The 20,531-nt window shown below is 74.0% G+C and carries 23 protein-coding genes; 12 read left to right on the top strand and 11 right to left on the bottom strand.

What is annotated here, in order from left to right; genetic code table 11:
- Positions 1-13 precede the first annotated feature (13 nt).
- Together Q0963_RS07160 and Q0963_RS07165 are read left to right on the top strand one after the other, a co-directional pair.
- Entirely contained in the window at positions 14-2,635 is a 2,622-nt protein-coding gene (locus Q0963_RS07160) for an MMPL family transporter (RefSeq protein WP_299444671.1), read from the top strand.
- Positions 2,632-3,534 carry an endonuclease/exonuclease/phosphatase family protein gene (locus Q0963_RS07165; protein ID WP_299444673.1) on the top strand — a complete coding sequence of 301 codons (903 nt, stop codon included), beginning with the start codon at positions 2,632-2,634 and terminating at the stop codon, positions 3,532-3,534. The genes Q0963_RS07160 and Q0963_RS07165 overlap by 4 nt, the downstream gene beginning before the upstream one ends.
- 2 nt (positions 3,535-3,536) lie before the next feature.
- Here Q0963_RS07165 and Q0963_RS07170 read toward each other — a convergent pair whose 3' ends face one another.
- Positions 3,537-4,436, bottom strand: coding sequence for a LysR family transcriptional regulator (locus Q0963_RS07170; RefSeq protein WP_299444675.1), 900 nt, complete (start codon positions 4,434-4,436; stop codon positions 3,537-3,539).
- Between the two features lie 81 nt (positions 4,437-4,517).
- Here Q0963_RS07170 and Q0963_RS07175 point away from each other — a divergent pair, with 81 nt between their 5' ends.
- The gene (locus tag Q0963_RS07175; RefSeq protein ID WP_299444677.1) at positions 4,518-4,685 is read left to right on the top strand and encodes a hypothetical protein; all 168 of its coding nucleotides are present in this window, start codon (positions 4,518-4,520) and stop codon (positions 4,683-4,685) included.
- A 37-nt stretch (positions 4,686-4,722) separates the two neighbouring features.
- Here the strand turns inward: Q0963_RS07175 and Q0963_RS07180 are convergent, their stop codons facing one another.
- Positions 4,723-5,418 (bottom strand): exonuclease domain-containing protein, encoded by a 696-nt coding sequence (locus Q0963_RS07180; protein WP_299444679.1) that lies wholly within the window; start codon positions 5,416-5,418, stop codon positions 4,723-4,725.
- Entirely contained in the window at positions 5,415-7,286 is a 1,872-nt protein-coding gene (locus Q0963_RS07185; protein WP_299444681.1) for a DUF294 nucleotidyltransferase-like domain-containing protein, read from the bottom strand. The genes Q0963_RS07180 and Q0963_RS07185 overlap by 4 nt, the downstream gene beginning before the upstream one ends.
- A gap of 102 nt (positions 7,287-7,388) precedes the next feature.
- Here Q0963_RS07185 and Q0963_RS07190 point away from each other — a divergent pair, with 102 nt between their 5' ends.
- Both Q0963_RS07190 and Q0963_RS07195 read left to right on the top strand, forming a co-directional pair.
- Positions 7,389-7,652 carry a BatC protein gene (locus Q0963_RS07190; protein WP_299444683.1) on the top strand — a complete coding sequence of 88 codons (264 nt, stop codon included), beginning with the start codon at positions 7,389-7,391 and terminating at the stop codon, positions 7,650-7,652.
- 8 nt (positions 7,653-7,660) lie between these two features.
- Positions 7,661-8,875 carry a cupin domain-containing protein gene (locus Q0963_RS07195; RefSeq protein ID WP_299444685.1) on the top strand — a complete coding sequence of 405 codons (1,215 nt, stop codon included), beginning with the start codon at positions 7,661-7,663 and terminating at the stop codon, positions 8,873-8,875.
- A gap of 3 nt (positions 8,876-8,878) precedes the next feature.
- Here the strand turns inward: Q0963_RS07195 and Q0963_RS07200 are convergent, their stop codons facing one another.
- A complete protein-coding gene (locus tag Q0963_RS07200) occupies positions 8,879-9,328 on the bottom strand; it encodes a rhodanese-like domain-containing protein (RefSeq protein ID WP_299444687.1) in 450 nt (149 codons plus the stop codon).
- Between the two features lie 159 nt (positions 9,329-9,487).
- Here Q0963_RS07200 and Q0963_RS07205 point away from each other — a divergent pair, with 159 nt between their 5' ends.
- From Q0963_RS07205 to Q0963_RS07215, 3 genes are read left to right on the top strand one after another with little or no spacing between them, the layout of a single operon-like run.
- Positions 9,488-10,258 carry a 3-hydroxybutyrate dehydrogenase gene (locus tag Q0963_RS07205; protein ID WP_299444689.1) on the top strand — a complete coding sequence of 257 codons (771 nt, stop codon included), beginning with the start codon at positions 9,488-9,490 and terminating at the stop codon, positions 10,256-10,258.
- Between the two features lie 38 nt (positions 10,259-10,296).
- Positions 10,297-12,135: a helix-turn-helix domain-containing protein gene (locus tag Q0963_RS07210; RefSeq protein WP_299444691.1), complete on the top strand. Its 1,839-nt coding sequence runs from the start codon at positions 10,297-10,299 to the stop codon at positions 12,133-12,135.
- Between the two features lie 33 nt (positions 12,136-12,168).
- Positions 12,169-13,224, top strand: coding sequence for an alcohol dehydrogenase catalytic domain-containing protein (locus tag Q0963_RS07215; RefSeq protein ID WP_299444693.1), 1,056 nt, complete (start codon positions 12,169-12,171; stop codon positions 13,222-13,224).
- On the opposite strand, the gene Q0963_RS07220 is transcribed toward Q0963_RS07215, so the two are convergent.
- Complete coding sequence (locus Q0963_RS07220) at positions 13,216-13,905, bottom strand: PIG-L deacetylase family protein (RefSeq protein ID WP_299444695.1); 690 nt, start codon at positions 13,903-13,905, stop codon at positions 13,216-13,218. The two genes, Q0963_RS07215 and Q0963_RS07220, sit on opposite strands and share 9 nt — an antisense overlap.
- 67 nt (positions 13,906-13,972) lie before the next feature.
- Between Q0963_RS07220 and Q0963_RS07225 the strand changes: the two genes are divergently transcribed.
- Positions 13,973-14,605, top strand: coding sequence for a class I SAM-dependent methyltransferase (locus Q0963_RS07225; RefSeq protein ID WP_299444697.1), 633 nt, complete (start codon positions 13,973-13,975; stop codon positions 14,603-14,605).
- A 68-nt stretch (positions 14,606-14,673) separates the two neighbouring features.
- Here the strand turns inward: Q0963_RS07225 and Q0963_RS07230 are convergent, their stop codons facing one another.
- From Q0963_RS07230 to trxA, 4 genes are all read right to left on the bottom strand, one after another.
- A complete protein-coding gene (locus Q0963_RS07230; RefSeq protein ID WP_299444699.1) occupies positions 14,674-14,835 on the bottom strand; it encodes a hypothetical protein in 162 nt (53 codons plus the stop codon).
- Between the two features lie 60 nt (positions 14,836-14,895).
- Complete coding sequence (locus tag Q0963_RS07235; protein WP_299444701.1) at positions 14,896-15,519, bottom strand: bifunctional 2-polyprenyl-6-hydroxyphenol methylase/3-demethylubiquinol 3-O-methyltransferase UbiG; 624 nt, start codon at positions 15,517-15,519, stop codon at positions 14,896-14,898.
- Positions 15,519-15,779, bottom strand: coding sequence for a metal-sensitive transcriptional regulator (locus tag Q0963_RS07240; protein WP_299444995.1), 261 nt, complete (start codon positions 15,777-15,779; stop codon positions 15,519-15,521). The genes Q0963_RS07235 and Q0963_RS07240 overlap by 1 nt, the downstream gene beginning before the upstream one ends.
- A 170-nt stretch (positions 15,780-15,949) precedes the next feature.
- Positions 15,950-16,318 carry a thioredoxin gene (gene trxA, locus Q0963_RS07245; RefSeq protein WP_299444703.1) on the bottom strand — a complete coding sequence of 123 codons (369 nt, stop codon included), beginning with the start codon at positions 16,316-16,318 and terminating at the stop codon, positions 15,950-15,952.
- Positions 16,319-16,490: 172 nt separating this feature from the next.
- Between trxA and Q0963_RS07250 the strand changes: the two genes are divergently transcribed.
- Positions 16,491-17,468: a small ribosomal subunit Rsm22 family protein gene (locus Q0963_RS07250; protein WP_299444705.1), complete on the top strand. Its 978-nt coding sequence runs from the start codon at positions 16,491-16,493 to the stop codon at positions 17,466-17,468.
- A 90-nt stretch (positions 17,469-17,558) separates the two neighbouring features.
- A complete protein-coding gene (locus Q0963_RS07255; protein ID WP_299444996.1) occupies positions 17,559-17,849 on the top strand; it encodes an HU family DNA-binding protein in 291 nt (96 codons plus the stop codon).
- Positions 17,850-17,929: 80 nt separating this feature from the next.
- On the opposite strand, the gene Q0963_RS07260 is transcribed toward Q0963_RS07255, so the two are convergent.
- Together Q0963_RS07260 and Q0963_RS07265 are read right to left on the bottom strand one after the other, a co-directional pair.
- Positions 17,930-18,469 carry an SRPBCC domain-containing protein gene (locus Q0963_RS07260; RefSeq protein WP_299444707.1) on the bottom strand — a complete coding sequence of 180 codons (540 nt, stop codon included), beginning with the start codon at positions 18,467-18,469 and terminating at the stop codon, positions 17,930-17,932.
- The gene (locus tag Q0963_RS07265; RefSeq protein WP_299444709.1) at positions 18,466-18,795 is read right to left on the bottom strand and encodes a helix-turn-helix transcriptional regulator; all 330 of its coding nucleotides are present in this window, start codon (positions 18,793-18,795) and stop codon (positions 18,466-18,468) included. Before Q0963_RS07265 ends, Q0963_RS07260 begins: the two co-directional genes overlap by 4 nt.
- 206 nt (positions 18,796-19,001) lie before the next feature.
- Between Q0963_RS07265 and Q0963_RS07270 the strand changes: the two genes are divergently transcribed.
- On the top strand, positions 19,002-20,480 hold the full coding sequence (locus Q0963_RS07270; protein WP_299444711.1) for a gamma-aminobutyraldehyde dehydrogenase: 1,479 nt from the start codon (positions 19,002-19,004) through the stop codon (positions 20,478-20,480).
- Positions 20,481-20,531: the final 51 nt, after the last annotated feature.

Below are 20,531 nucleotides of genomic sequence, written 5' to 3' on the forward strand. Positions count from 1 at the left end.
CCGGAAGGTCCCCATGTCCACCGCTCTATACCGCCTCGGCCACCGGTGCGCCGCCCACGCGTGGCCGGTCATCGCCGGGTGGCTCGTCGTCCTCGCCCTCGGCGGGACCCTGGCCGGCACCGTCGGCACGCCGCTGACGAACCGGATCACGATGCCGGGCACCGAGTTCGAGAAGGTCCTGACCCAGCTCGGCGACGAGGTGCCCGAGGCGGCCGGTGGGTTCGGGCGCGTCGTGCTGAGCAGCGGCGACGGCGCGTTCACCGACGACCAGCGGCGAGCCGTCGCGCAGGCCCTCGACGCCTGGGGCTCCGTCCCGCACGTCGAGCGCGTCGTCGACCCCTTCGAGGCCCAGCGCCAGATCGACGAGTCGGCCGACACCCTCGCCGCGACGAAGCAGCAGCTCGCCGACGGCCGCGCCCAGCTCGAGGACGGTCGGCAGCAGCTGGCCGAGGCCGAGCAGCAGCTGACCGCGGGCGAGGCCTTCCTCGCCGCCGCCCGGGCCGAGGACCCGGACGACCCCAGCCTGCCCTCGCTCCAGGCCCAGGTCGACGACGGTCGTCGGCAGCTGGACGCCGGCGGGGAACGGCTCGCCGCGTCCGAGCGCGAGCTGCGTGCCGGCGAGGCCCAGTACCAGGCCGGAGCCGCGCTCGCCGCCGCCTCCGCGGGCACCCGGCTCGTCAGCGAGGACGGTCGTCACGCCGTCGTGCAGGTGCAGTTCGACGACGATGCGCAGTCCATCCCCGTCGAGGACCGTGCCCTGATCGCCGAGCGTGGCGACGCGATCCTCGACGCCGCAGGTGTCACGGCGTCCTACAGCGTCGAGATCACCCAGGACATCGCCCTCGTCGGTCCGGGCGAGATCCTCGGGCTCTCGGTGGCGGTGCTCGTCCTCGTCGCCGTCCTCGGCAGCCTCGTCGCGGCCGGGCTGCCCCTGCTCGTCGCCCTCCTCGGCGTCGGCGTCGGACTCGGTGGGGCGATGGCGTTCACCTCCGTCGTCGAGCTGAACACCACGACTCCCGCGCTCGCCCTGATGATCGGACTCGCGGTCGGGATCGACTACGCCCTCTTCGTCGTCAACCGGCACCGCGTGTCCGTCCTCGGCGGGATGCCCCTGCGCGAGTCGATCGCCCGCTCGGTCGCGACGGCCGGCAGCGCGGTCACCTTCGCCGGGGCCACCGTCGTCATCGCCCTGGCCGCCCTCGTCCTGTCGGGCATCCCGATCCTCGCCCAGATGGGGGTCGTCGCCGCCGTCACGGTGGCCGTCACCGTCGTGGTCGCGCTCACCATCTCCCCGGCCGTCCTGCGGCTCATGGGCCCGCGCGTCGTGTCCCGCCGCGGCTGGCACCGGGCCGGTTTCGCCACCCCGGGCGACCCGACGACCCGGGCCGGGTCCCCCGCCGCCCCCGAGGAGGAGCACGGCGGCTGGTACGTCGCCCGGGTCACCCGCCACCCGTGGCTCACGCTGCTCGGCGTCGTGGCGGTTGTCGCGATCTCCGCGCTTCCCGTGCGGGCGATGAACCTCGGCCTGCCCGACGGCGGCAGCGAGCCCAGGGGGTCGTCGGCGTACACCGCCTACACGACGATCGCCGACGAGTTCGGCCCGGGCATGAACGGCCCGATCGTCGCCGTCGCCACGCTCCCCCCGCGGGACGCCCCGCGCACCGACTCCGAGGTGCTCCGGGCCCAGGCCGACGTCGCCTCGACGTTCGCCGACCTCGACCCGGTGGCGAGCGTCGTACCGTTCGGCGAGAGCACGGACCGCGCGACCCTCGCGTTCCAGATCGTCCCGGCGTCGGGCCCGGCCGACGAGACCACCCGCGCGACGCTCGCCGCCGTCGAGTCAGCCGCCGGCGTGCTCGAGCGGCGCAGCGGCATCGAGGTGGGCCTGACCGGACAGACCGTCGCGAACATCGAGATCTCCGACCGGCTCGCCGCGGCCCTCCCGGGTTATCTGGCCGTCGTCGTCGGGATGTCGCTCCTCATCCTCCTCGCCGTGTTCCGCTCGCTCGTCGTGCCGCTCGTCGCGACCGGAGGTTTCCTCCTGTCGGTCGCGGCGGCCTTCGGCGCGACGGTCGCCGTCCACCAGTGGGGCTGGCTCGGCCAGCTCTTCGGCGTGACCCAGCCCGGACCGCTGCTGTCGTTCATGCCGATCATCCTCATCGGCGTGCTCTTCGGCCTCGCGATGGACTACCAGATGTTCCTCGTCTCGGGCATGCACGAGGCCCGCGCCCACGGCGAGGACTCCCGGACCGCGATCCGGTCCGGCTTCGTCCACGGCGCCCGCGTCGTCTCGGCCGCCGCGATCATCATGACCTCGGTGTTCCTCGGCTTCGCCTTCAGCCACCTCGTGATGGTGCGGCCCATCGGCTTCGGCCTCGCCGTCGGTGTGCTCGTCGACGCCTTCCTCGTCCGGATGACGCTCACCCCCGCGGTGATGCACCTACTGGGCGACACGGCCTGGTGGATCCCGCGCTGGCTCGACCGGCTGCTGCCCGACCTCGACGTCGAGGGGCTCGCCCTGGCCGAGCGGCTCGGATCCCCTGCGACGTCGGCACATCCAGAACACAGCGACGCCGCAGCGGTGCCGTCGAGAGTCCTCCTCGACGACCCGACCCTCCGAAGGAGACACCGATGAACGACGTCCCGACCCGCGTCAGCCGGCGCACCCTGGCCCGGCTGGCCGGAGCCACCGCCCTCACCGGGGCTGCCGCCGCCACCGCCGCCAGGTCCGCGAGCGCCGCACCCGCGAACTCGTCGACCTTCCGCGTCGCGAGCTTCAACATCTACTCCGGACTGAGCGATGCCCAGTTCAAGGACGAGCTCAACGCGATCACCGACCGTGCCGACATGGTGGGACTCCAGGAGGTCCAGAGCCGCGGCGACACCATCGACCAGTGGGCGGCGAACCACGACTGGTACGCCTGGACGCCGGCCAACATGTGGGCCCGAGAGGTCACCGTGCTGGCCAAGAAGTCGATGTTCGACCGGATCGACAAGGGCACGATCTTCGTCTGCGACAGCGGCCCGGAGGGTGAGCCGCCGCCGCCGCGCTACATCACCTGGGCCACGTACGTGCACACGCCGAGCGGCCGCAAGATCACGCACATCAACAACCACCTCAACGCGCACATCGACGACAACGGCCATCCTTACGACCTGCCGCGCACCGCCGACGCCGAGAAGCACATCCGGATGATCAAGGACCTCGTCCTCGACAAGAAGGACAACGGCCAGGTCGTCGTCACCGGGGACTTCAACGTCGACTACGAGGACGACAAGCGCGTCCAGTACGCGAAGTTCCCGTACACCGTCCTCGAGAACCGGCAGAACGGCGTCCCGAGCCTGCGCTCCAGCTACTCCCGGATCGACGTGACGGGCCTGCCTACGCTCGGCAACCGGCGGGTCGACTACGTCTACGCCTGGATCCGCACCCCCGAGGCGCGGCTCATGGACTTCGACGACCACCACTTCGTCTACAACAGCGAGCACAGCGACCACAACGCCATCGTGGCGCGGCTCTGGATGAAGCACTGACCTCAGCGGCGCCGGGCGCTCGGGTGCGCGATGAGGTCCTGCAGCAGCTGGACCGCCCGCTCGGCCGGCGCCGTGGAGGCCCCGAGCTGACGGACGACGGCCGCGAGGTGGCGCACCGGCGCCGGCGGGGCGATGGCGAGCCGGACGACGGACGCGGGCAGGCCGCGGGCTGCGAGCCCGGGCATGACCGATACCCCGACGCCGGCAGCGACGAAGCCGATGGCGGTGTAGTGGTCCTGCGCCTGGACGCTGAAGCGCGGGCGCAGCCCGACCGCAGCGCACGCGGCCACGAGGATCCGGTGGCCGACGGCGCGCGGGTGGTCGTTGCTCACCCACGTCTCCCCTCGCAGGTCGGTGAGCGCGATCTCGGCCTGGCCGGCGAGCGGGTGGTCGCGGTGGACGACCGCGACGAACGGGTCCTCGGTGAGGTCGACGCGCCGGTGCCCGTCCGGTGGCGGCGTGTCCGGCGGGTCGATGACGAGGTCGATGTCGGGCCGCGGCCCTCGCTGCTCGACCTCGTTGAGGACGAGCTCGAGGACGAGGTCGGGGTACTCCGCGGACAGCCGCCGCACGAGCGTGGGCATCCACGCGGAGCCGGCCGACGCGAAGTAGCCGATGGTGAGCCGCCCCGAGCGGCCGTCGCGCAGGTCGCCGACGACCTGGTCCAGGCGGCTCCACTGGCTCATCGCCTCGTCGCTCTGCGCGTCCAGGACGAGCGCCGTCTCCGTGGGGACGATGCCCCGGCCCGCGCGCTCGAAGAGCAGGAGCCCCGTCTCGCGCTGGAGGGCCGCGAGGTGCTGGCTGACCGCCGACGACGTCATGCCGAGGTTGTCGGCGGCGGCCTGCACGGAGCCGCTCGCGACGACGGCGCGGAAGACGGTGAGACGGTGCGGGTCGAGCATGTCGCAATCTTAAGCGTTACTGCACAACCGCGTAGCAGAGGCGCGTTGTGCTGAACAGTTGAATCCCGGATGATCGACATCATGAACGCCATGTCCATCTCCTTCCAGAAGGCCCGCGCCCTCGCCGCCAACCTCCGCACCTCCCGCCGTGAGGGGACCGGCTGGTACCCGCAGGTCGACCGCGACCTCGCCCGCGAGGCCCACGAGCTCTACTACCTCGCGCAGACCACCTCGCCGCGGGTCATCTGACCCGCACCCCCGCCGCCTCGCGGCAGCCCGCCGACCCTCACGCCACGACCTGGCGGAGGGTCGTCGTCGTTCCGGGAGAGCGCGCCTCCAGCTCGGCCCGCTGGGCGAGGTAGAGCTCGGCGCACGCGAGGGCATCGGTGAGGGCCTCGTGGGCGCGGTAGACGGGCAGGCCCCGCCGCTGCCGCGCGGCCCACAGGCGCAGCGCACCGGGCGGTGTGGCGCCGCCCCAGACGCCGCCGACGGCACGCCGCTCGAGCTCGAAGGTGTCGACGACCTCGCAGGGCATCCCGGCGCCCCACAGCCGTTCGCAGGCGCTGCCGAGGAACTCGGTCTCGATCCGGGCGAAGTGCGCGAGCAGGACCCGCCCCGACAGGGCGGCCAGCACCTCCGGCAGCACCTCGTCCAGCCGTGACCCGGTGGCGAGCGCGTCGTCGGTGATGCCGTGCACCGTCGCGCTCTGCCCGACCTCCCCCGCGTCGCTCACGACGACGTGCCCGGCGCCGCCGAGCACGACGCGGCCCCCGTCGACCGGGACCCAGCCGAGCGAGAGGACCCGGTCGGTGCGCGGGTCGAGCCCCGTCGTCTCGATGTCGAGCGCCAGGAGGGGGAGGTCGGCCAGGGGCGTGTCGCGGCCGGGGGACCCGGCGCGCAGGAACTCGGCGAGGGGGCCGGGCGTGGCCGTGCGCAGCGCCCGCTGCTGACGTCGGGCGACCGACCGGCCGAGCCGGATCACGGGACGAACGCGGTGAGGTAGCGCCGACCCAGCGCCTGCTGGGCGAACCGGACGATGGAGAACGCCTGCCTCAGGTGGCGCTTCTCGAAGCTGGACAGCGCCCCCGGGGACACGAAGTTGTCCGGGGCTCGGCCGTCCCGGACCTGGGCCGACTGGTGCCGCAGCCGCACGTACCCCATGAACTCGAACGCGTCGCGCAGGTCGTCGGCGAGCTCGTCGCTGATGGCCCCGGCCGCGCGGCACGCCTCGATCCGGGCGCGGGTGTGAACCGCGGGCGACCCGACGGCCAGCGCGTGGACCCGGGCGAGCTCGACGACGCCGAGGATGCCGCCGCGCTTGATGTCGAGGCTGTCCCGGTGCTCGCCGGCCTTCTCGAGCACGAAGCCGCGGAAGAACCCCAGCGGGGGCTCGTGGGCCTCCGCCTGCTTCGCGAGATGGGCGATGAACGTCGTGGCCCCCGGGGTCATCCGCAGCACGTGCTGCTGGAGCCGGGTGTGCAGCCTCGGGTCGCCGTGCACCGGCCGCATGTCGAAGAAGATCGACGAGTGCAGCACGGCGTCGGGAGTCGGCGTGGTGAGCCAGGACGTGAACTCGTCCTGCCACTGCGCGAGCGGCCTGCGCCAGTGCGGGTTGGTCGCCATGACGTCCCCCTTGCAGCGGGGGTAGCCACAGGTGACGAGCCCCTCGGTGACGCGCTCGGCGAGCCGGGCGAACCACTCCAGCTGGGCGTCCTCGACGCTGTCGTCGAGGATGAGCGCGGTGTCCTGGTCAGCGGCGAGCGCCTGCTCGAGCCGGGCCCGGGAGCCGAGCGCGACCCAGCAGTACGGCACCGGGGCCGGGCCGAGGTCGGCCTCGGCCAGGGCGAGGAGCCGCCGCTCGACCGCGTCGCCCACCGCGGTCACGACGCGGCCGATGTCATCGGCGGAGGCGTCCTGCTCGACGAGCGCCTGGACGACCTTCGGCAGGCGGGCGGACACCCGGGCCACCCCGTCGACATCGGGCTGCTTCGCGATGTCGCCCGCGAGGTACACGGGGCTGCCCTCCTCGATCCGGAGGAGGTCGGTGGTCGTGACGATGCCGACGGGCCGGCCGGCGCCGTCGACGAGCGGGAGGTGGTGGATGTGCCGGGCCGTCATCTCCAGCATCGCCTCGAAGGCGAGGGCGTCGACGGAGGTGGTCACGGGGTCGGCGGTCATCACCTCGGCCACCGGCCGCTCCGGGTCGACCCCGGCCGCGAGGACGCGGCTGCGCAGGTCCCGGTCGGTGAGGATGCCGGCGAGCCGCGCCCCGTCCATGACGAGGAGGGCGGACACCCCCTCCCCGGCCATCGTCGTGGCCGCCTCCCGCACGCTCGCCGTCGCCGGGACCGTGACGAGGTCGCGCCGGGGGAGGTCGTGGAGCCTCGTCTTGAGGATCGCCGACCCCGACGTCGGCGCCTGCAGCTCGGCGACGGCGCCGCGCATCCGGCTGCGGCGCTGCTCGTCGTAGAACGCCGCCACCTCGGGGTGGGCGCGGCAGAGCTCGTGGAAGACGTCCTCGGGGATGACGAGGAGGAGCGAGTCCTCGATCGCGGTCACCGAGAACGTCGACGGGTTCCCCTGGGTCAGCGTGATGGAGCCGAAGGAGGCGCCGGCCTCCCCCCGCTCGACGAGGGTGTCCTGCGCGTCGTGCACGTCGGCGGCCCCCGAACGCAGGACGTACAGCTGGTGGTTGTCCCGGCCGCGGGCGATGAACTCGGTCCCGCGCCGCACGTACTCGACGGTGAGCCGCGCGGGCAGCCGGCCGAGGACCTCGGCCGGCAGCTCCGAGAACGGCTCGTGCCGGGCCAGGAAGTCGCGGATCTCGGACAGCTCGACGTCCAGGGCCATACGTCATGGTCCCAGGACCGGCACGAAAGCCCCAGTACCCCCGCTCGCCTGCTGGAATGAGGATCCTGGTGCCATCCCGGCACCCGAGCGAAGGAGCGACCGATGAGCGAGAACCCGACCGAGGGCCCGGCCGACAGCGGCGCCGGCGAGCCCGGCCTGCCGGGCGAGCACGACGGCGGAGCCGACGGCGGCGCGGGCACCGAGGGACCCGCGGACAGCGGCGCCGGCCAGGAGACCGCACCCGACCAGGAGGACGGCGGCGCCGACGGTGGCGCCGAGGGGCCGGCCGACAGCGGCGCCGGCGAGCCGGGCGTGCCCGGCGAGCACGACGGTGGCGCCGACGGTGGGGCGGACGCCTCGCAGTGAGCGATCCGGTGCTCGAGCCCCCGGCCGGGTCCCCCCGCGGGACGGGCCGGGGGCTCGGCGCGTTCGTGGCGACGGCACCCGAGCGCTTCGCCACCGAACAGTGGGGGCGCGCGCCACTGCTGAGCCGGGCCGCCGACCTGCCGGCACCCCGGCACGGGTTCGGGGCGGCCGCGGTCGACGAGCTGCTCGCGCGGCGGGCGCTGCGCACCCCCTTCCTCCGGATGGCCCGCAACGGCTCGACCCTCGATCCCCGCGAGTTCACGCTGGGCGGCGGGGTCGGGGCGGCGATCGGTGACCAGGTCAGCGAGGACAAGGTGCTGCGCCTCTTCGCCGACGGCGCGACCATCGTGCTCCAGGGCCTGCACCGCACCTGGGCCCCGGTCTCGGACACCGCTCGCGACCTCGCCGCGGACCTCGGCCACCCCGTGCAGGTCAACGCTTACGTGACCCCTCCGCAGAACCAGGGCTTCGACGACCACTACGACGTGCACGACGTCTTCGTCGTCCAGGTCGAGGGCGAGAAGCAATGGCGGGTCCGGCGGCCGGTCCTCGAGCATCCCCTGCGCGACCAGCCGTGGACCGACCACCGGGAGGCGGTCCACGCGGCGGCCGCCGAGGAGCCGGTCCTCGAGCAGGTTCTCGAGCCCGGGGACTGCCTCTACCTGCCGCGAGGCTGGCTGCACTCCGCGACCGCCCTCGGCGGGACGAGCATCCACCTGACGTTCGGTGTCCACGTGTGGACGATGCGACACCTGGCCGAGGACCTCCTCAGCGCTGCCGGCCGCCGGCTCGACGCCGATCCGGCGCTGCGGCAGGCGCTGGCGCCCGGGGTGGACGCGCTCGACCCGGCCGTGACCGCCGCCGCGCGGGACCAGCTCCGGGCGGCCGTCGAGCGCGCGCTCGACGACGTCACCGACGACGACCTCGCCGCCGCCCTGGCCCGCCGAGCCAGGGCTGCCCAGCGGGCCGAGCCGCTGGGCGCGCTGGCCCAGCACCAGGCCGCCGGGGCCGACGTGGGGCCGCGCTGGCGGCTGCGCGAGCACCTCGCCGCGCGATGGGAGGGCGGCACCCTCGTCACCCGGGTCGGCCGGCTCGAGGTGGCCGAGGCCGACCGGGCCGCCGTCGCGGACCTCCTGGCCGGCCGGGCTCCGGAGCCGCCCGCCGGGCTGCTCCGCCGGCTCGCGCTCGCGGGCGTCGTCGTCCCGGCGGCCGCGGACGGCTGACGGTCAGTCGGTGACGACCTCGCCGCCGGCCTCCTGCCAGTCGATGATGCCGCCGCCCAGGTCGAACGCCTGGGTGAAGCCGGCCGCGGTCATCTGCTCGACCGCCGCAGCGGACCGGTTGCCGGACCGGCAGTACACCGCGTACGGGGCGTCCGGGGCGAGGGCGCCGATGCGGTCGGCGAAGTCGGGGGCCGACACGTCGATGTTCACCGCACCCGGCAGGTGGCCCGCGGCGAACTCCTCCGGGGTCCGGACGTCGAGGATCGTCGTGTTCGGCCGGCGCAGGGCCGCCGCGAACTCCTCGACCCCGAGCTGGGAACCGTTGACGGGGGCGGCACTCGCGGCGGCCCCCGCGGTGACGCTCACCTCGGACGTGCCGGTGCCGCACCCCCCGAGGACCCCGGTTGCGGCGAGAGCGAGGGACAGGACCGCGACGAGACGGCGGACGGACATGGGCACTCCTGGGACGGGCGGGACGGCATTCACCATCATACCCGAGGGGGTATCGGGTCCGAGGTGGGCCTGAACAGACCCGCACCACACCGGAACCGGGGCGAATGTGGGCTCCGGACACACCGGTCGTCCGTGGCGGCCTGCCTAGGGTCCGATCCCATGACCGACGTTCTCGACCCCAGTAGCCCCGACCTCCGCGGCCGGACGGCTCTCGTCACCGGCGCGGCGAGCGGGATCGGCGAGTCCGTGACGCGGGCCCTCGCGGCGGCGGGCGCCCGCGTGCACGCTGTGGACCGCGACGCCGACGGGCTGCAGGCCGTCGCCGGCACGGCGGGCGTCGAGGGCATCGTCGCGGACCTGTCGGACCTCGGCGCGCTGACCGACCTGCCGCGCGACATCGACATCCTCGTCAACAACGCCGGCATCCAGCACGTCAGCCCGATCGAGGACTTCCCCGTCGAGCGCTTCGACCTGATCCTCGACCTCATGCTCGCCGCCCCCTTCCGCCTGGTCCACCAGTCGCTGCCGCACATGTACGCCGGTGGGTGGGGCCGGGTCGTCAACGTCTCGAGCGTGCACGGGCTGCGCGCGAGCGCGTTCAAGGCCGCGTACGTCGCCGCCAAACACGGCCTCGAGGGCCTCTCGAAGGTCATCGCCCTCGAAGGCGGTCCGAAGGGCGTGACCTCCAACTGCCTCAACCCCGCGTACGTGCGCACCCCGCTCGTCGAGAAGCAGATCGCCGACCAGGCGTCCCAGCACGGCATCCCCCACGAGGAGGTCGTGGAGTCCGTGATGCTCGCCCCGGTGGCGGTCAAGCGGCTCGTCGAGCCGGACGAGGTCGCAGCGCTCGCGCTGTTCCTCTGCGGGCCCGCATCGGCGTCGGTGAACGGGGCCGCCTTCACGATGGACGGCGGGTGGACGGCGCACTGAGCCCCGACCCGGCCGCCGCGGTCCCTAGGATCGGCAGGATGGCGGAGCGACGGGACGAGGGGGACGGCGACGACGGTGCGCTGCGGCTCCTCGCGCTGCTCGCCGAGGACGCCTCCGTGGCCGAGGTCGCGGCCGCCGACGCGCCCGGACCCGCCCGCGAGCTCGCGCTGCGCGTCGCCGGGGCCCGGCAGGTCCACCGGCGCCGCGAGGCCGGGCTCACCGCCCTGCTCGACACGGTCCGCGCCCTCGTGACCGAGAGCGACCCGGGCCAGGTCCTCGATGCCATCGTCCGGCGGGCCCGCACCCTGATCGGCACCGACCTCACCTACCTCACGCTGCACGACCCCGACCGCGGCGACACGTACATGCGCGCCACCGACGGCTCCGTCTCGGCGGCGTTCCAGTCGGTCCGGCTCGAGCTCGGCGCCGGCCTCGGCGGGCTCGTCGCGTCGACCCGCAAGCCCTACTGGACCGCCGACTACTGGAACGACGACCGGTTCCGGCACACCTCCGACATCGACGGGGCGGTCTCCGAGGAGGGGATCATCGCGATCTGCGGCACGCCCCTGATCGTCGACCACGTGTTCGTCGGCGTGCTCTTCGCGGCGAACCGCTCGCCGCGGCCGTTCACCCGCGAGGAGGTCGCGCTGCTCGGCGACCTCGCGACGCTCGCGGCCGTCACCCTCGTCCAGACCCGGGCCCTGGCCGATGCCGAGGCCGCCCTCGCCGCCCTCTCGGACGCACACGAGACGGTGCGCTCGTACGCCGACGGGGTCGAGAAGGCCGCGACGGCCCACGACCGGTTCGCCTCGCTGGTCCTCGAGGGCGGGGGCGTCGACGACCTCACCCACGCCCTGGCCGACCTGCTCGGCGGGTGGGCCGCCCTCGTCGACGACGACGGGACCGTGCGCAGCGCCACCCGCGGCGCCGCGCCACCCGGCACCTTCCCCGACCTGGGATCCGGCCGGCTCGTGGAGTCCGACGGCGTGTACGGCCTCGCCGTGGCGACCGCCGCCGAACGGCTCGCGACGCTGTACCTCGGCGGTGTCGGGGACCTCACGGACTCCGAGCGACGCACGGTCGAGCGGGCGGGTGTCGTGACGGCCCTGGTCCTCCTCTTCGAGCGGCAGGCCGCCGACACCCGCCAGTCCGCCCGCAACCGGGTCGTGTCCGAGCTCGTCGCGGCCCGGGGCCCGGCCGAGGACCGGGTGCAGCTCGCCAGGTCGGCCGGCACCGACCCCGACGTGCCGTACTGCCTCCTCGTCCTGCGCGGGGAGGCCGGCACCCCGGTCCGGGCGCTGGCGCTGTCCGCCGCTGCGGTGGTCGCCGACGGCTCCCTCGTCGGAGCCCACGACGGCGACGTCGTCGTGCTCGTCCCCGGGGGCGACGCCGACGGGTGCGCCCGCGAGGTCGCGGCGCGACTCGGCCGGCGCAGCGCCGTGACCGTGGCCGGGGTCGGCCCCCTGCGCGGGGTCGACGCCGTCCCGGCCGCCTACGACGAGGCGCTGCGCACCGTCGCGGCGCTCATCGCGCTCGGGCGGCGCGGCGAGGGCGCAGCGGCGACGCACCTCGGGTTCGCCGGGCTCATCGTCGGCTCCGACCCCGACGTCGGGGCGTACGTCGACCGTGAGCTCGGCCCGCTGCTCGACTACGACAGCCGACGCGGTACCGACCTCGTCGGCACCCTGGCCGCGTACTTCGACGCCGGCCGCAGCCCGCGGCACGCCGCGACCGGGCTGCACGTGCACGTCAACACGGTGGCCCAGCGGCTCGACCGGATCGGCGCGCTGCTCGGCGAGGACTGGCAGGAACCGGAGCGCTCCCTCGAGCTGCAGCTCGCGCTGCGGATGCGCCGCCTCCTCGGCCCCGCCCCGTGATCTCGTCCTGCCTCCAGTGGCAGGCTGACCCGCGTGCGAGCCCTCGTCTACGACGCCTTCGGCGCCACCCTGTACGTCGCCGACGTCCCCGACCCGGTTGCTCCGCCCGGGGGTGCGGTCGTCCGGTTGACCGCGAGCGGGCTGTGCCGCAGCGACTGGCACGGCTGGATGGGCCACGACTCCGACATCGCGACCTTCCCGCACGTGCCCGGGCACGAGTTCGCTGGCGTCGTCGAGTCGGTCGGGGCGGGCGTCGACGCCGCGTGGGTCGGCCGGCCCGTCACCGCACCCTTCGTCTTCGCCTGCGGCGCCTGCGCGGTCTGCGCCACCGGCGACGGCCAGGTCTGCCCCCACCAGCGCCAGCCCGGGTTCACCGACCCCGGGTCCTTCGCCGAGCGGGTCGTGGTGCACGCGGCCGCCACCAACCTCGTCGCCCTCCCGGGCGGCATCTCCCCCACGGCTGCGGCAGGGCTCGGGTGCCGGGTCGCCACGGCACATCGGGCCGTCGTGGCGCGCGGCCGGGTCGCCCCCGGCGAGACGGTGCTCGTCCTCGGCTGCGGCGGCGTCGGGCTCGCCGCGGTCCAGGTGGCCGTCGGCCGGGGCGCCCGGGTGTGCGCCGTCGACGTCGACGCAGCCTCCCGGGCCCGGGCGGGCTCCCTCGGCGCGGAGCACACCTTCGACGGCGGCCTGCCGGAGGCCGAGCTCGTCGCCGCCGCCCACGACTGGTCGAGGGGCGGGGTGCACCTGGCCGTCGACGGGGTCGGCTCCCCGGCGACGTGCCGGGTCGGGGTCCTCGCCCTGCGGCGGCGGGGGCGGCACGTGCAGGTCGGGCTGCTCCCTCCGGCCGCGGGCAGCGCCGACCTGCCGATGGACCGGGTCATCGGCTGGGAGCTCGACGTGCTCGGCAGCCACGGGATGGCCGCCGCCGACTACCCCGGCCTGCTCGAGGACGTGGCGCGTGGCCGCCTCGACCTCGACGCGCTCCTGGCCCCCGGGGAGCCGGTGGGGCTCGAGGAGGCCGGTCGCCTGCTCACCACGATGGGCCGGACGGCCTCCCGCGGAATGGTGCTCGTCGACCCGTCACGCTGACGGCACCGAACCGGGCACGAGCAGCCGGACGTACTCGACGTCGCCGAGGAGCTCCAGCCGGCGCCACAGCACGCTGCCCGGTACCGCCTGGGTGGCGTGGCACCGCACCGCCTCGAGCTGGCGGCTGCGGTCGACGGGGACCTCGACGAGCAGCTCCCGGGGATGGCCGGCGAAGCCGCCCCCCGTCTCGGCCCGCAGAATCGCGCCGACGTCCTCCGGCAGCGCCCAGCCGAGGACGGGGAGACCCAGCCGCTCCCCGGCGGCGATCGCCGCCCGCGAGGCCGTCTCGTGGTCCTCGTGGCCGGTCACGCCGGCGACCGGATCGAACACGAGCAGCCCGTCGGGCTCGACCCGGTGCGCCTGCTCGATGACGTCGGCCTCCAGCCGCTCGGGTGGGACGGCGGACAGCCCACCGTCGGGGTGGGCGCACATCGTCGCCTCCCCGACGCCGAGCGCCGCCGCGGCGGATCGCAGCTCGGCGCCCCGCACCTCGGCGAGGTCGCCGTCGATGTCACCCAGGGTCGAGGCCTCGCCCCGGGTGAGGCACAGGACGCGCACCTGCGCGCCCGCTGCGACGAACCGGTCGAGCAGCGCTCCCAGCCCGAAGGACTCGTCATCGGGGTGGGCGACGACGGCGAGCACTCGTCGCCACTTCGGCAGTCCGTGCTGCGGGTCAACCATGTTCCAAACATACCCTCGGGGGTATGTTTCAAGGGTCTTCGGGACCCGCGTGGGTGACACTGTCCCCATGGGACTGCGGAGCTGGTGGGACGAGCGCGCCCTGCCGCACCTGACCCATCGGGCCTGCCAGGGCGACGACATCGACAGATGGCGACGCCCGGTGTGCCGGCGGGCGACCGGAGTCGTCCTCGACATCGGCTTCGGCTCGGGCCCGAACCTCCCGCACTACCCCGACGCCGTCACGCGGGTCCTGGCGGCCGAACCCTCCGAGCTCGCCTGGGACCTCGCCGCCGGCCGCATCGCCGACTTCGGCCGGCCGGTCGACCGGGCGAGCCGCGACGCCGCGGACCTGTCCGAGGTGGCCGACGACTCCGTCGACACCGTCGTCTCGGCGTGGGCGCTGTGCACGGTTCCGGAGCTCCCGGCGGCGCTCGCCGAGGCGCGTCGGGTGTTGCGCCCCGTAGGCGAGTTCCACTTCGTCGAACACTCGCTCGCCCCGGATCGGGGGACCGTGCGGGTGCAGCGCGCCGTCCAGCCCGTCTGGGGCCGGGTCGCGGGCGGGTGCCACGTCGACCGGGACCTCCCCCGCATGCTCGAGGACGCCAAGTTCGCGGTCGACCTCGAGCAGTCCCGCTACATCGCCCCGGGGCCGCTCCGCGCCTGGGGCTGGTTCATCACCGGCACGGCCCGCCCGACGTGAGGCCGTCGCACTGCTGACACGACGACGCCGCGCCACCCGATGGATGGCGCGGCGTCACGGTCGCGGAGTCAGCGGCCGAACATCCTCGCGAGGAAGCCGGTGCTCGGCTCGCCCTCGTGACCCTGGCAGCGGTCGCCCGACGGCACGCCGCGCATGACCTGGTCGACGTGCTGGCCGCATCCGGCCCACGTGGTCTTCCCGCACTTGCGGCAGTTCACGGCTCGGCACATGGGGGTGGTTCTCCTTCAGGACGACGATCTCGGTCAGGGACAGGATACCCCACGGGGTATCTAGGAAGCGACTCGGCGGAACAGGACGACGGCATCCAGAGCCCGCCGGTGAGCGCCGTCGACGGGCCGCTCGCGCAGCTCCGCGGAGACGACCTCGACCGGCAGCCCGGCCGCCGACTCGACGACCGCCTCGGGGTCATGGAGCACGGACGCGTCCTGCGGCCCGCCGACGCCTTCGGCGAGGTTGCGCTCGGCGTGGCAGACGACCAGGACGGCGCCGCCGGGGACGGCGGCCTCGACCCCGTGGGCCAGTGCCCGGGCCCATTCGGCGTCCGGCAGCTGGAGGTAGGCGAAGAGGACGAGGTCGTACCCGGGGGCAGCCGGGGCTGCCGGGGCGGGCTCGAGCGCGTCCGACACGACGGCTCGGAACCGCCCGGCGGCAGAGCCGAGCCGGGTCGCGGCGATCTGTCGTGCCCGCTCGACGGCGACCGGGGAGAAGTCGGCCGAGGTGGCGTCCCACCCGCGCTCGGCGAGCCACAGCGCGTTGCGCCCCTCGCCCCCGGCGACGTCGAGGGCCCGACCGGGCGCCATCGGCGCCACGATCTCCTCGACGAAGGTGTTCGGGGTGCTCGACCAGACGAGGTCGGCCCCGGAGTAGCGCTCGTCCCAGGCGGTGGCGTCCATCAGGCGAGGGTGAGGAAGAGCTTCTCCATCGACTCGACATCCATCGAGCCGGCCTCGGGGTTGGTGATGCACTGCCGCAACCCGAGCGCGATGACCGCGAACCCGGCCCGGTCGAGGGCCTTGGAGACCGCCGCCATCTGGGTGACGATGTCCTGGCAGTCGCGGCCGTCCTCGATCATCTTGAGGATGCCGCCGATCTGACCCTGGGCTCGCCGGAGCCGCTTGACGACGGCCTGCATCTCGGCGGGGTCGAGCTCCATCCTGGGGCCTCCTGGGGCGACGGACGCCAGCGCGTCGATGGCGGTCTCGGGCGAGCCGGGTCGGGCACTGGTGGGGGTGCTCATGGTGTTCCTCTCACGCGGCATCGGCCGCTGACGACCAGACGGCCATCATACCCCCGAGGGTATGATGGCCGCCACTCGCACACGGGTCAGCCGGTCTGCTGCGCGGCAGCGACCTTGGTCCGGACCTCGTCCATGTCGAGGTCCTTGATGCCCTGGACGACCTGCTCGAGCGCGGCGGGCGGCAGCGCCCCGGCCTGGTGGAAGACGAGGATCCCGTCGCGGAAGCCCATGAGGGTGGGGATCGAGGTGATCTGGAGCATGCCGGCGAGCTGCTGCTCGGCCTCGGTGTCGACCTTGGCGTGCACGACGTCGTCGTGCTTCTCGCTCGAGGCCTCGAAGGTCGGGGAGAACTGGCGGCACGGGCCGCACCAGGCCGCCCAGAAGTCGACGAGGACGACGCCCTCGCCGGTGATGGTCTGCTCGAAGGTCTCGGCCGTGAGGTTCACGGTGGCCATGTCTGACTCCTTGTGACGTGGTCGGGGACTGTCCGTGAATGCCAACAGCATACCCCTGCGGGTATGTTCCCTCGGCATCCGGTCAGCAGGGGGAACACCGGCCCCGGCCGAGATCATCCCGCGGGGGGCCCGCGCGATCCCCGTCGGGCGCGGAGCGGGGAGGATGTCCTGCGTGCCCCTCCCCCTGCCGCGAGCGCTCGAGGCCGTGCTGGCCTCCGCCGACGCCGAGTCGCTGCGCCGCGCGACATCCCGACTCGTCGAGGTGTACCGGTCGGGGGCGCCCCCGGCGGCGCAGGTCCTCGCCGACCCCGTCGCGGCCACCGCCTACGCGGCCTACCGGATGCCGGCCACCCACGCCGCCCTGGTCCGGATCCTGCGGGACGCCGACCGGCTCGGAGCACTCGACGGCGTCCGGAGCCTGCTCGACCTCGGCGGCGGGACGGGCGCCGCGGCCTGGGCCGCCGCGGACACCATGCCCGGGCTGGAGTCCGCCACCGTGCTCGACGGCTCGGCCGACGCCCTGGCCCTCGGCCGTCAGGTCGCGCGGCACGGCCCCCCTGCGGTGGCGGGCGCGACGTGGGTCCGCGCCGACCTCGGCGCCCTGGCCGGGCTGCCGGCCGCGGACCTCGTGACCATCTCCTACGTCCTCGGCGAGCTCGCCGACCCCCTGCACGGGCCGCTCCTCGACGCGGCGATGGGGGCCGGCGGCCTCGTCCTCGTCGCGGAACCGGGCACGCCGCGCGGCTTCGCGGCGGTCCTCGCGGCCCGCGACCGGCTCGTCGCCGCCGGCTGGCACCTCGTCGCGCCGTGCCCCCAGCCGGGCCCGTGCCCGGTCGCCCAGCGGGACGGGGACTGGTGCCACTTCTCGGCGCGGCTGGACCGCAGCGCACTCCACCGCCGGCTCAAGGGAGCCACCCTGGGGCACGAGGACGAGAAGTACTCCTACCTCCTGGCCTCCCGGGAACCGTTGTCCCCCAGCCTGGCCCGCGTGCTGCGCCACCCGCAGACACGCAAGGGCATGGTGACGCTCGAGGTGTGCCGGGCCGACGGCACCGCCGGCCCGGAGGTGGTCACCAAGCGGGACCGGGAGCGCTACCGGGCCGCGCGGGACGCCGCCTGGGGGGACCCGTGGCGGGACCCCGGCCGATGACGGTTCCGCGCCACGCCGAGCCGTTCGGGGGTGCCCTGCACGAGCCAGGGCCCCGTCCTTGCTAGGTTCTGCAGGAAAGCCAGCAGCACGATAAGGAGCACAGCCATGACCAAGAAGGAACTCGCCCAGGCCCTCGCCGGGCAGACCGACCTGTCCGCCAGCGCTGCCGAGGACGTCGTCAACGCCGCCCTCGACATCATCAGCGGCTCGCTCGCCAAGGGTGAGGACGTCAAGCTCGCCGGTTTCGGCAACTTCGAGACCCGCAAGCGCGCCGCCCGCACCGGCCGCAACCCGCAGACCGGCGCCGAGATCCAGATCGCCGCGTCGACGTCGGTGGGCTTCAAGGCCGCCGCGCAGCTGAAGCGCGCCGTCAACGGCTGACGCAGTCAGCACGCGCAGACGGGGCGCCGACCTTCAGGGGTCGGCGCCCCGTCTGCGTTCCTGCCCGGGCTTCAGTCGGTTCAGGCTCCGGCGCCGGACATCGCCCGGTCGGTCTCCAGGAGGGTCTTCAGGCTGCTGAGCACCCACGGCCAGCCGCCGCCACCGGCTCCGGCATCGCCTCCACCCCGCACGTCCTTGGCGGTGTTGGGCGCCCCGATGCACTCGTGGGTCAACGTCAGGCAGCAGGCGTTGCCGGGGTACTCCGTGATCTCGTAGGTCAAGGTGGTCGCTGGCTCGTCGTGCCAGGCCGCCGACCACGTCTGCACCAGGCGGTGCGGCGGGTCGACCTCCACGACGGTGCCGGAGGCTGCCACCTCGCCCATACCCATCTCCCTCATCTCGGGGGTGGTGAGGTCACGCGTCGCGCCGCCGGGCGTGAGGTCGAACTCGACCTCACCGCCGTAGCCATAGCGGGTCGAGAACTCCGACGAGGTGATCGCGTCCCAGATCCGCTGGGCTGGGGCGTCGATGTAGATGGCGAACATCTGGACCTCGGGTGCCGCCTCGTCGGAAGCGGCCATCGAGGGCTCCGTGGTCGTGTCGTTGGTGGTGCTACTCATGACTGTTCCTCCAGGTCTCGTTTGAGCTCGGTCAGCGCCGTCACACGACGCTCGGTGTACTTGTCGATCCACCGGTCGTGAATCAACTGGATGGGGACCGGGTTGAGATAGTGCAGCTTCTGCCGACCCTGCTTGCGGGTGAGGACCAACCCCGCGGTCTCCAGCTGGCGCAGATGCTTCGAGACCCCGAACCGGGACATCTCCACGTGCTCGGCGACGACTGCTTCCAGGTCACCGAGACTGCGGCCCTCTTGCGCGAACAAGGCATCGAGGAGCCGCCGCCGCGTCGGGTCGGCCAGCGCCTTGAACACCTCGTCCTCCTGCACAGGACGCACTATAGGTGACCTTTTAGTCACCTATCAAGGGGTCGATCACACTCCGCCACGAGCGACCCCTTGCGCCGGTCCGGCAGCGTGGAGGCGGTGCAGCGGCGGGGACCGTGCCGCTGGCGGCCACTGACGACGGATTCCGAAGGGTCACGTTGCCCATCCTGCTCTTTCCGGCAGTGGAGGCGCCCCGTATGCTCGCGGCCATGCACCAGTACATCGACGGCGAGCGCAGGGCGGGGACGACCGGGGAGACCTTCGAGGTCCTCGACCCCAGCACCGACGAGGTCCTCGAGACGGTGGCGCTCGCGGGGCCCGCGGACGTGGACGCCGCCGTGGCCTCCGCGCAGGCCGCGTACGCGCAGTGGTCGCGAGCGACGCCGGTGGAGCGCGCCGCGGTGCTCACCAAGGCTGCCGCGCTGCTCGACGAGCGGGCCGAGGACCTCGCCCGGCTGGAGTCGAGGCAGGCGGGCAAGCCCATCCGCCTCGCCCGCGAGTTCGACGTCCCGGGCACCGTCGACAACACCGCCTTCTTCGGCGCCGCCGCCCGTCGCCTCGACGGGATGGCGAGCGCCGAGTACTCCGGGGACCACACCTCGTCGATCCGCCGTGAGCCGCTCGGCGTCATCGGCTCGATCGCCCCGTGGAACTACCCGCTGCAGATGGCGGCCTGGAAGGTGCTGCCCGCCATCGCGGCCGGCAACACCATCGTGCTCAAGCCCGCCGAGATCACCCCCCTGACCTCGCTGCTGTTCGCCGAGGCGTTCACCGAGGCCGGCGCCCCGCCCGGCACCGTCAACATCGTGACGGGCACCGGGCCCGTGGCGGGCCAGCACCTCGTCGGGCACCCGGACGTCGCGATGACCTCGTTCACCGGCTCGACGGCGGTCGGGCGTCGCGTCATGGCGACCGCGGCGCACACCGGCAAGCGCGTCCACCTCGAGCTTGGCGGCAAGGCCCCGTTCGTCGTCTTCGACGACGCCGACCTCGAGGCCGCCGTGCACGGCGCCGTCGCCGGGTCGCTCATCAACACCGGCCAGGACTGCACGGCCGCGACGCGCGCCATCGTGCACCGCTCGGTCCTCGACGAGTTCGTCCGCGGCGTCGCCGACCTCTTCGCCGTCGTCCGGATGGGCCCGACCTCCGACCCCGCCACCGACCTCGGGCCGCTGTCCTCGCGCGCGCACCTGGCGAAGGTCGCCGGCATGGTCGAGCGGGCCCGCGGCTACGCGAAGGTCGTCACCGGGGGCGCCGCGCCCACCGGGGACCTCGCCCGAGGCTCCTACTACGAGCCGACCCTGGTCACCGACGTGCCGCTGGGCTCCGAGCTGTGGACCGACGAGGTCTTCGGGCCGGTCCTGGTCGTCGTCCCGTTCGACGACGACGACGAGGCGATCCGGCTCGCCAACGACACCGAGTTCGGGCTCGCCGCCTCCGCGTGGACCCGCGACACCTACCGGGCCGGCCGGGCCACCCGCGAGATCCAGGCCGGCTGCGTCTGGGTCAACGACCACATCCCGATCATCAGCGAGATGCCGCACGGCGGGTACAAGCACTCCGGCTTCGGCAAGGACATGTCGGCGTACTCCTTCGACGAGTACACCCAGGTCAAGCACGTCATGCACGACCTCACCGGCGAGGCGCGCAAGCCGTGGCACCGGACGATCTTCACGCTGCCCGGATGAGCCGGGCCCGGCCGGGCTCGGTGGCGGTGCGCGTCCCGGCCGCCGCTAGAG

This window comes from uncultured Phycicoccus sp. (genome assembly GCF_947495705.1).
GTDB lineage: Bacteria > Actinomycetota > Actinomycetes > Actinomycetales > Dermatophilaceae > Phycicoccus.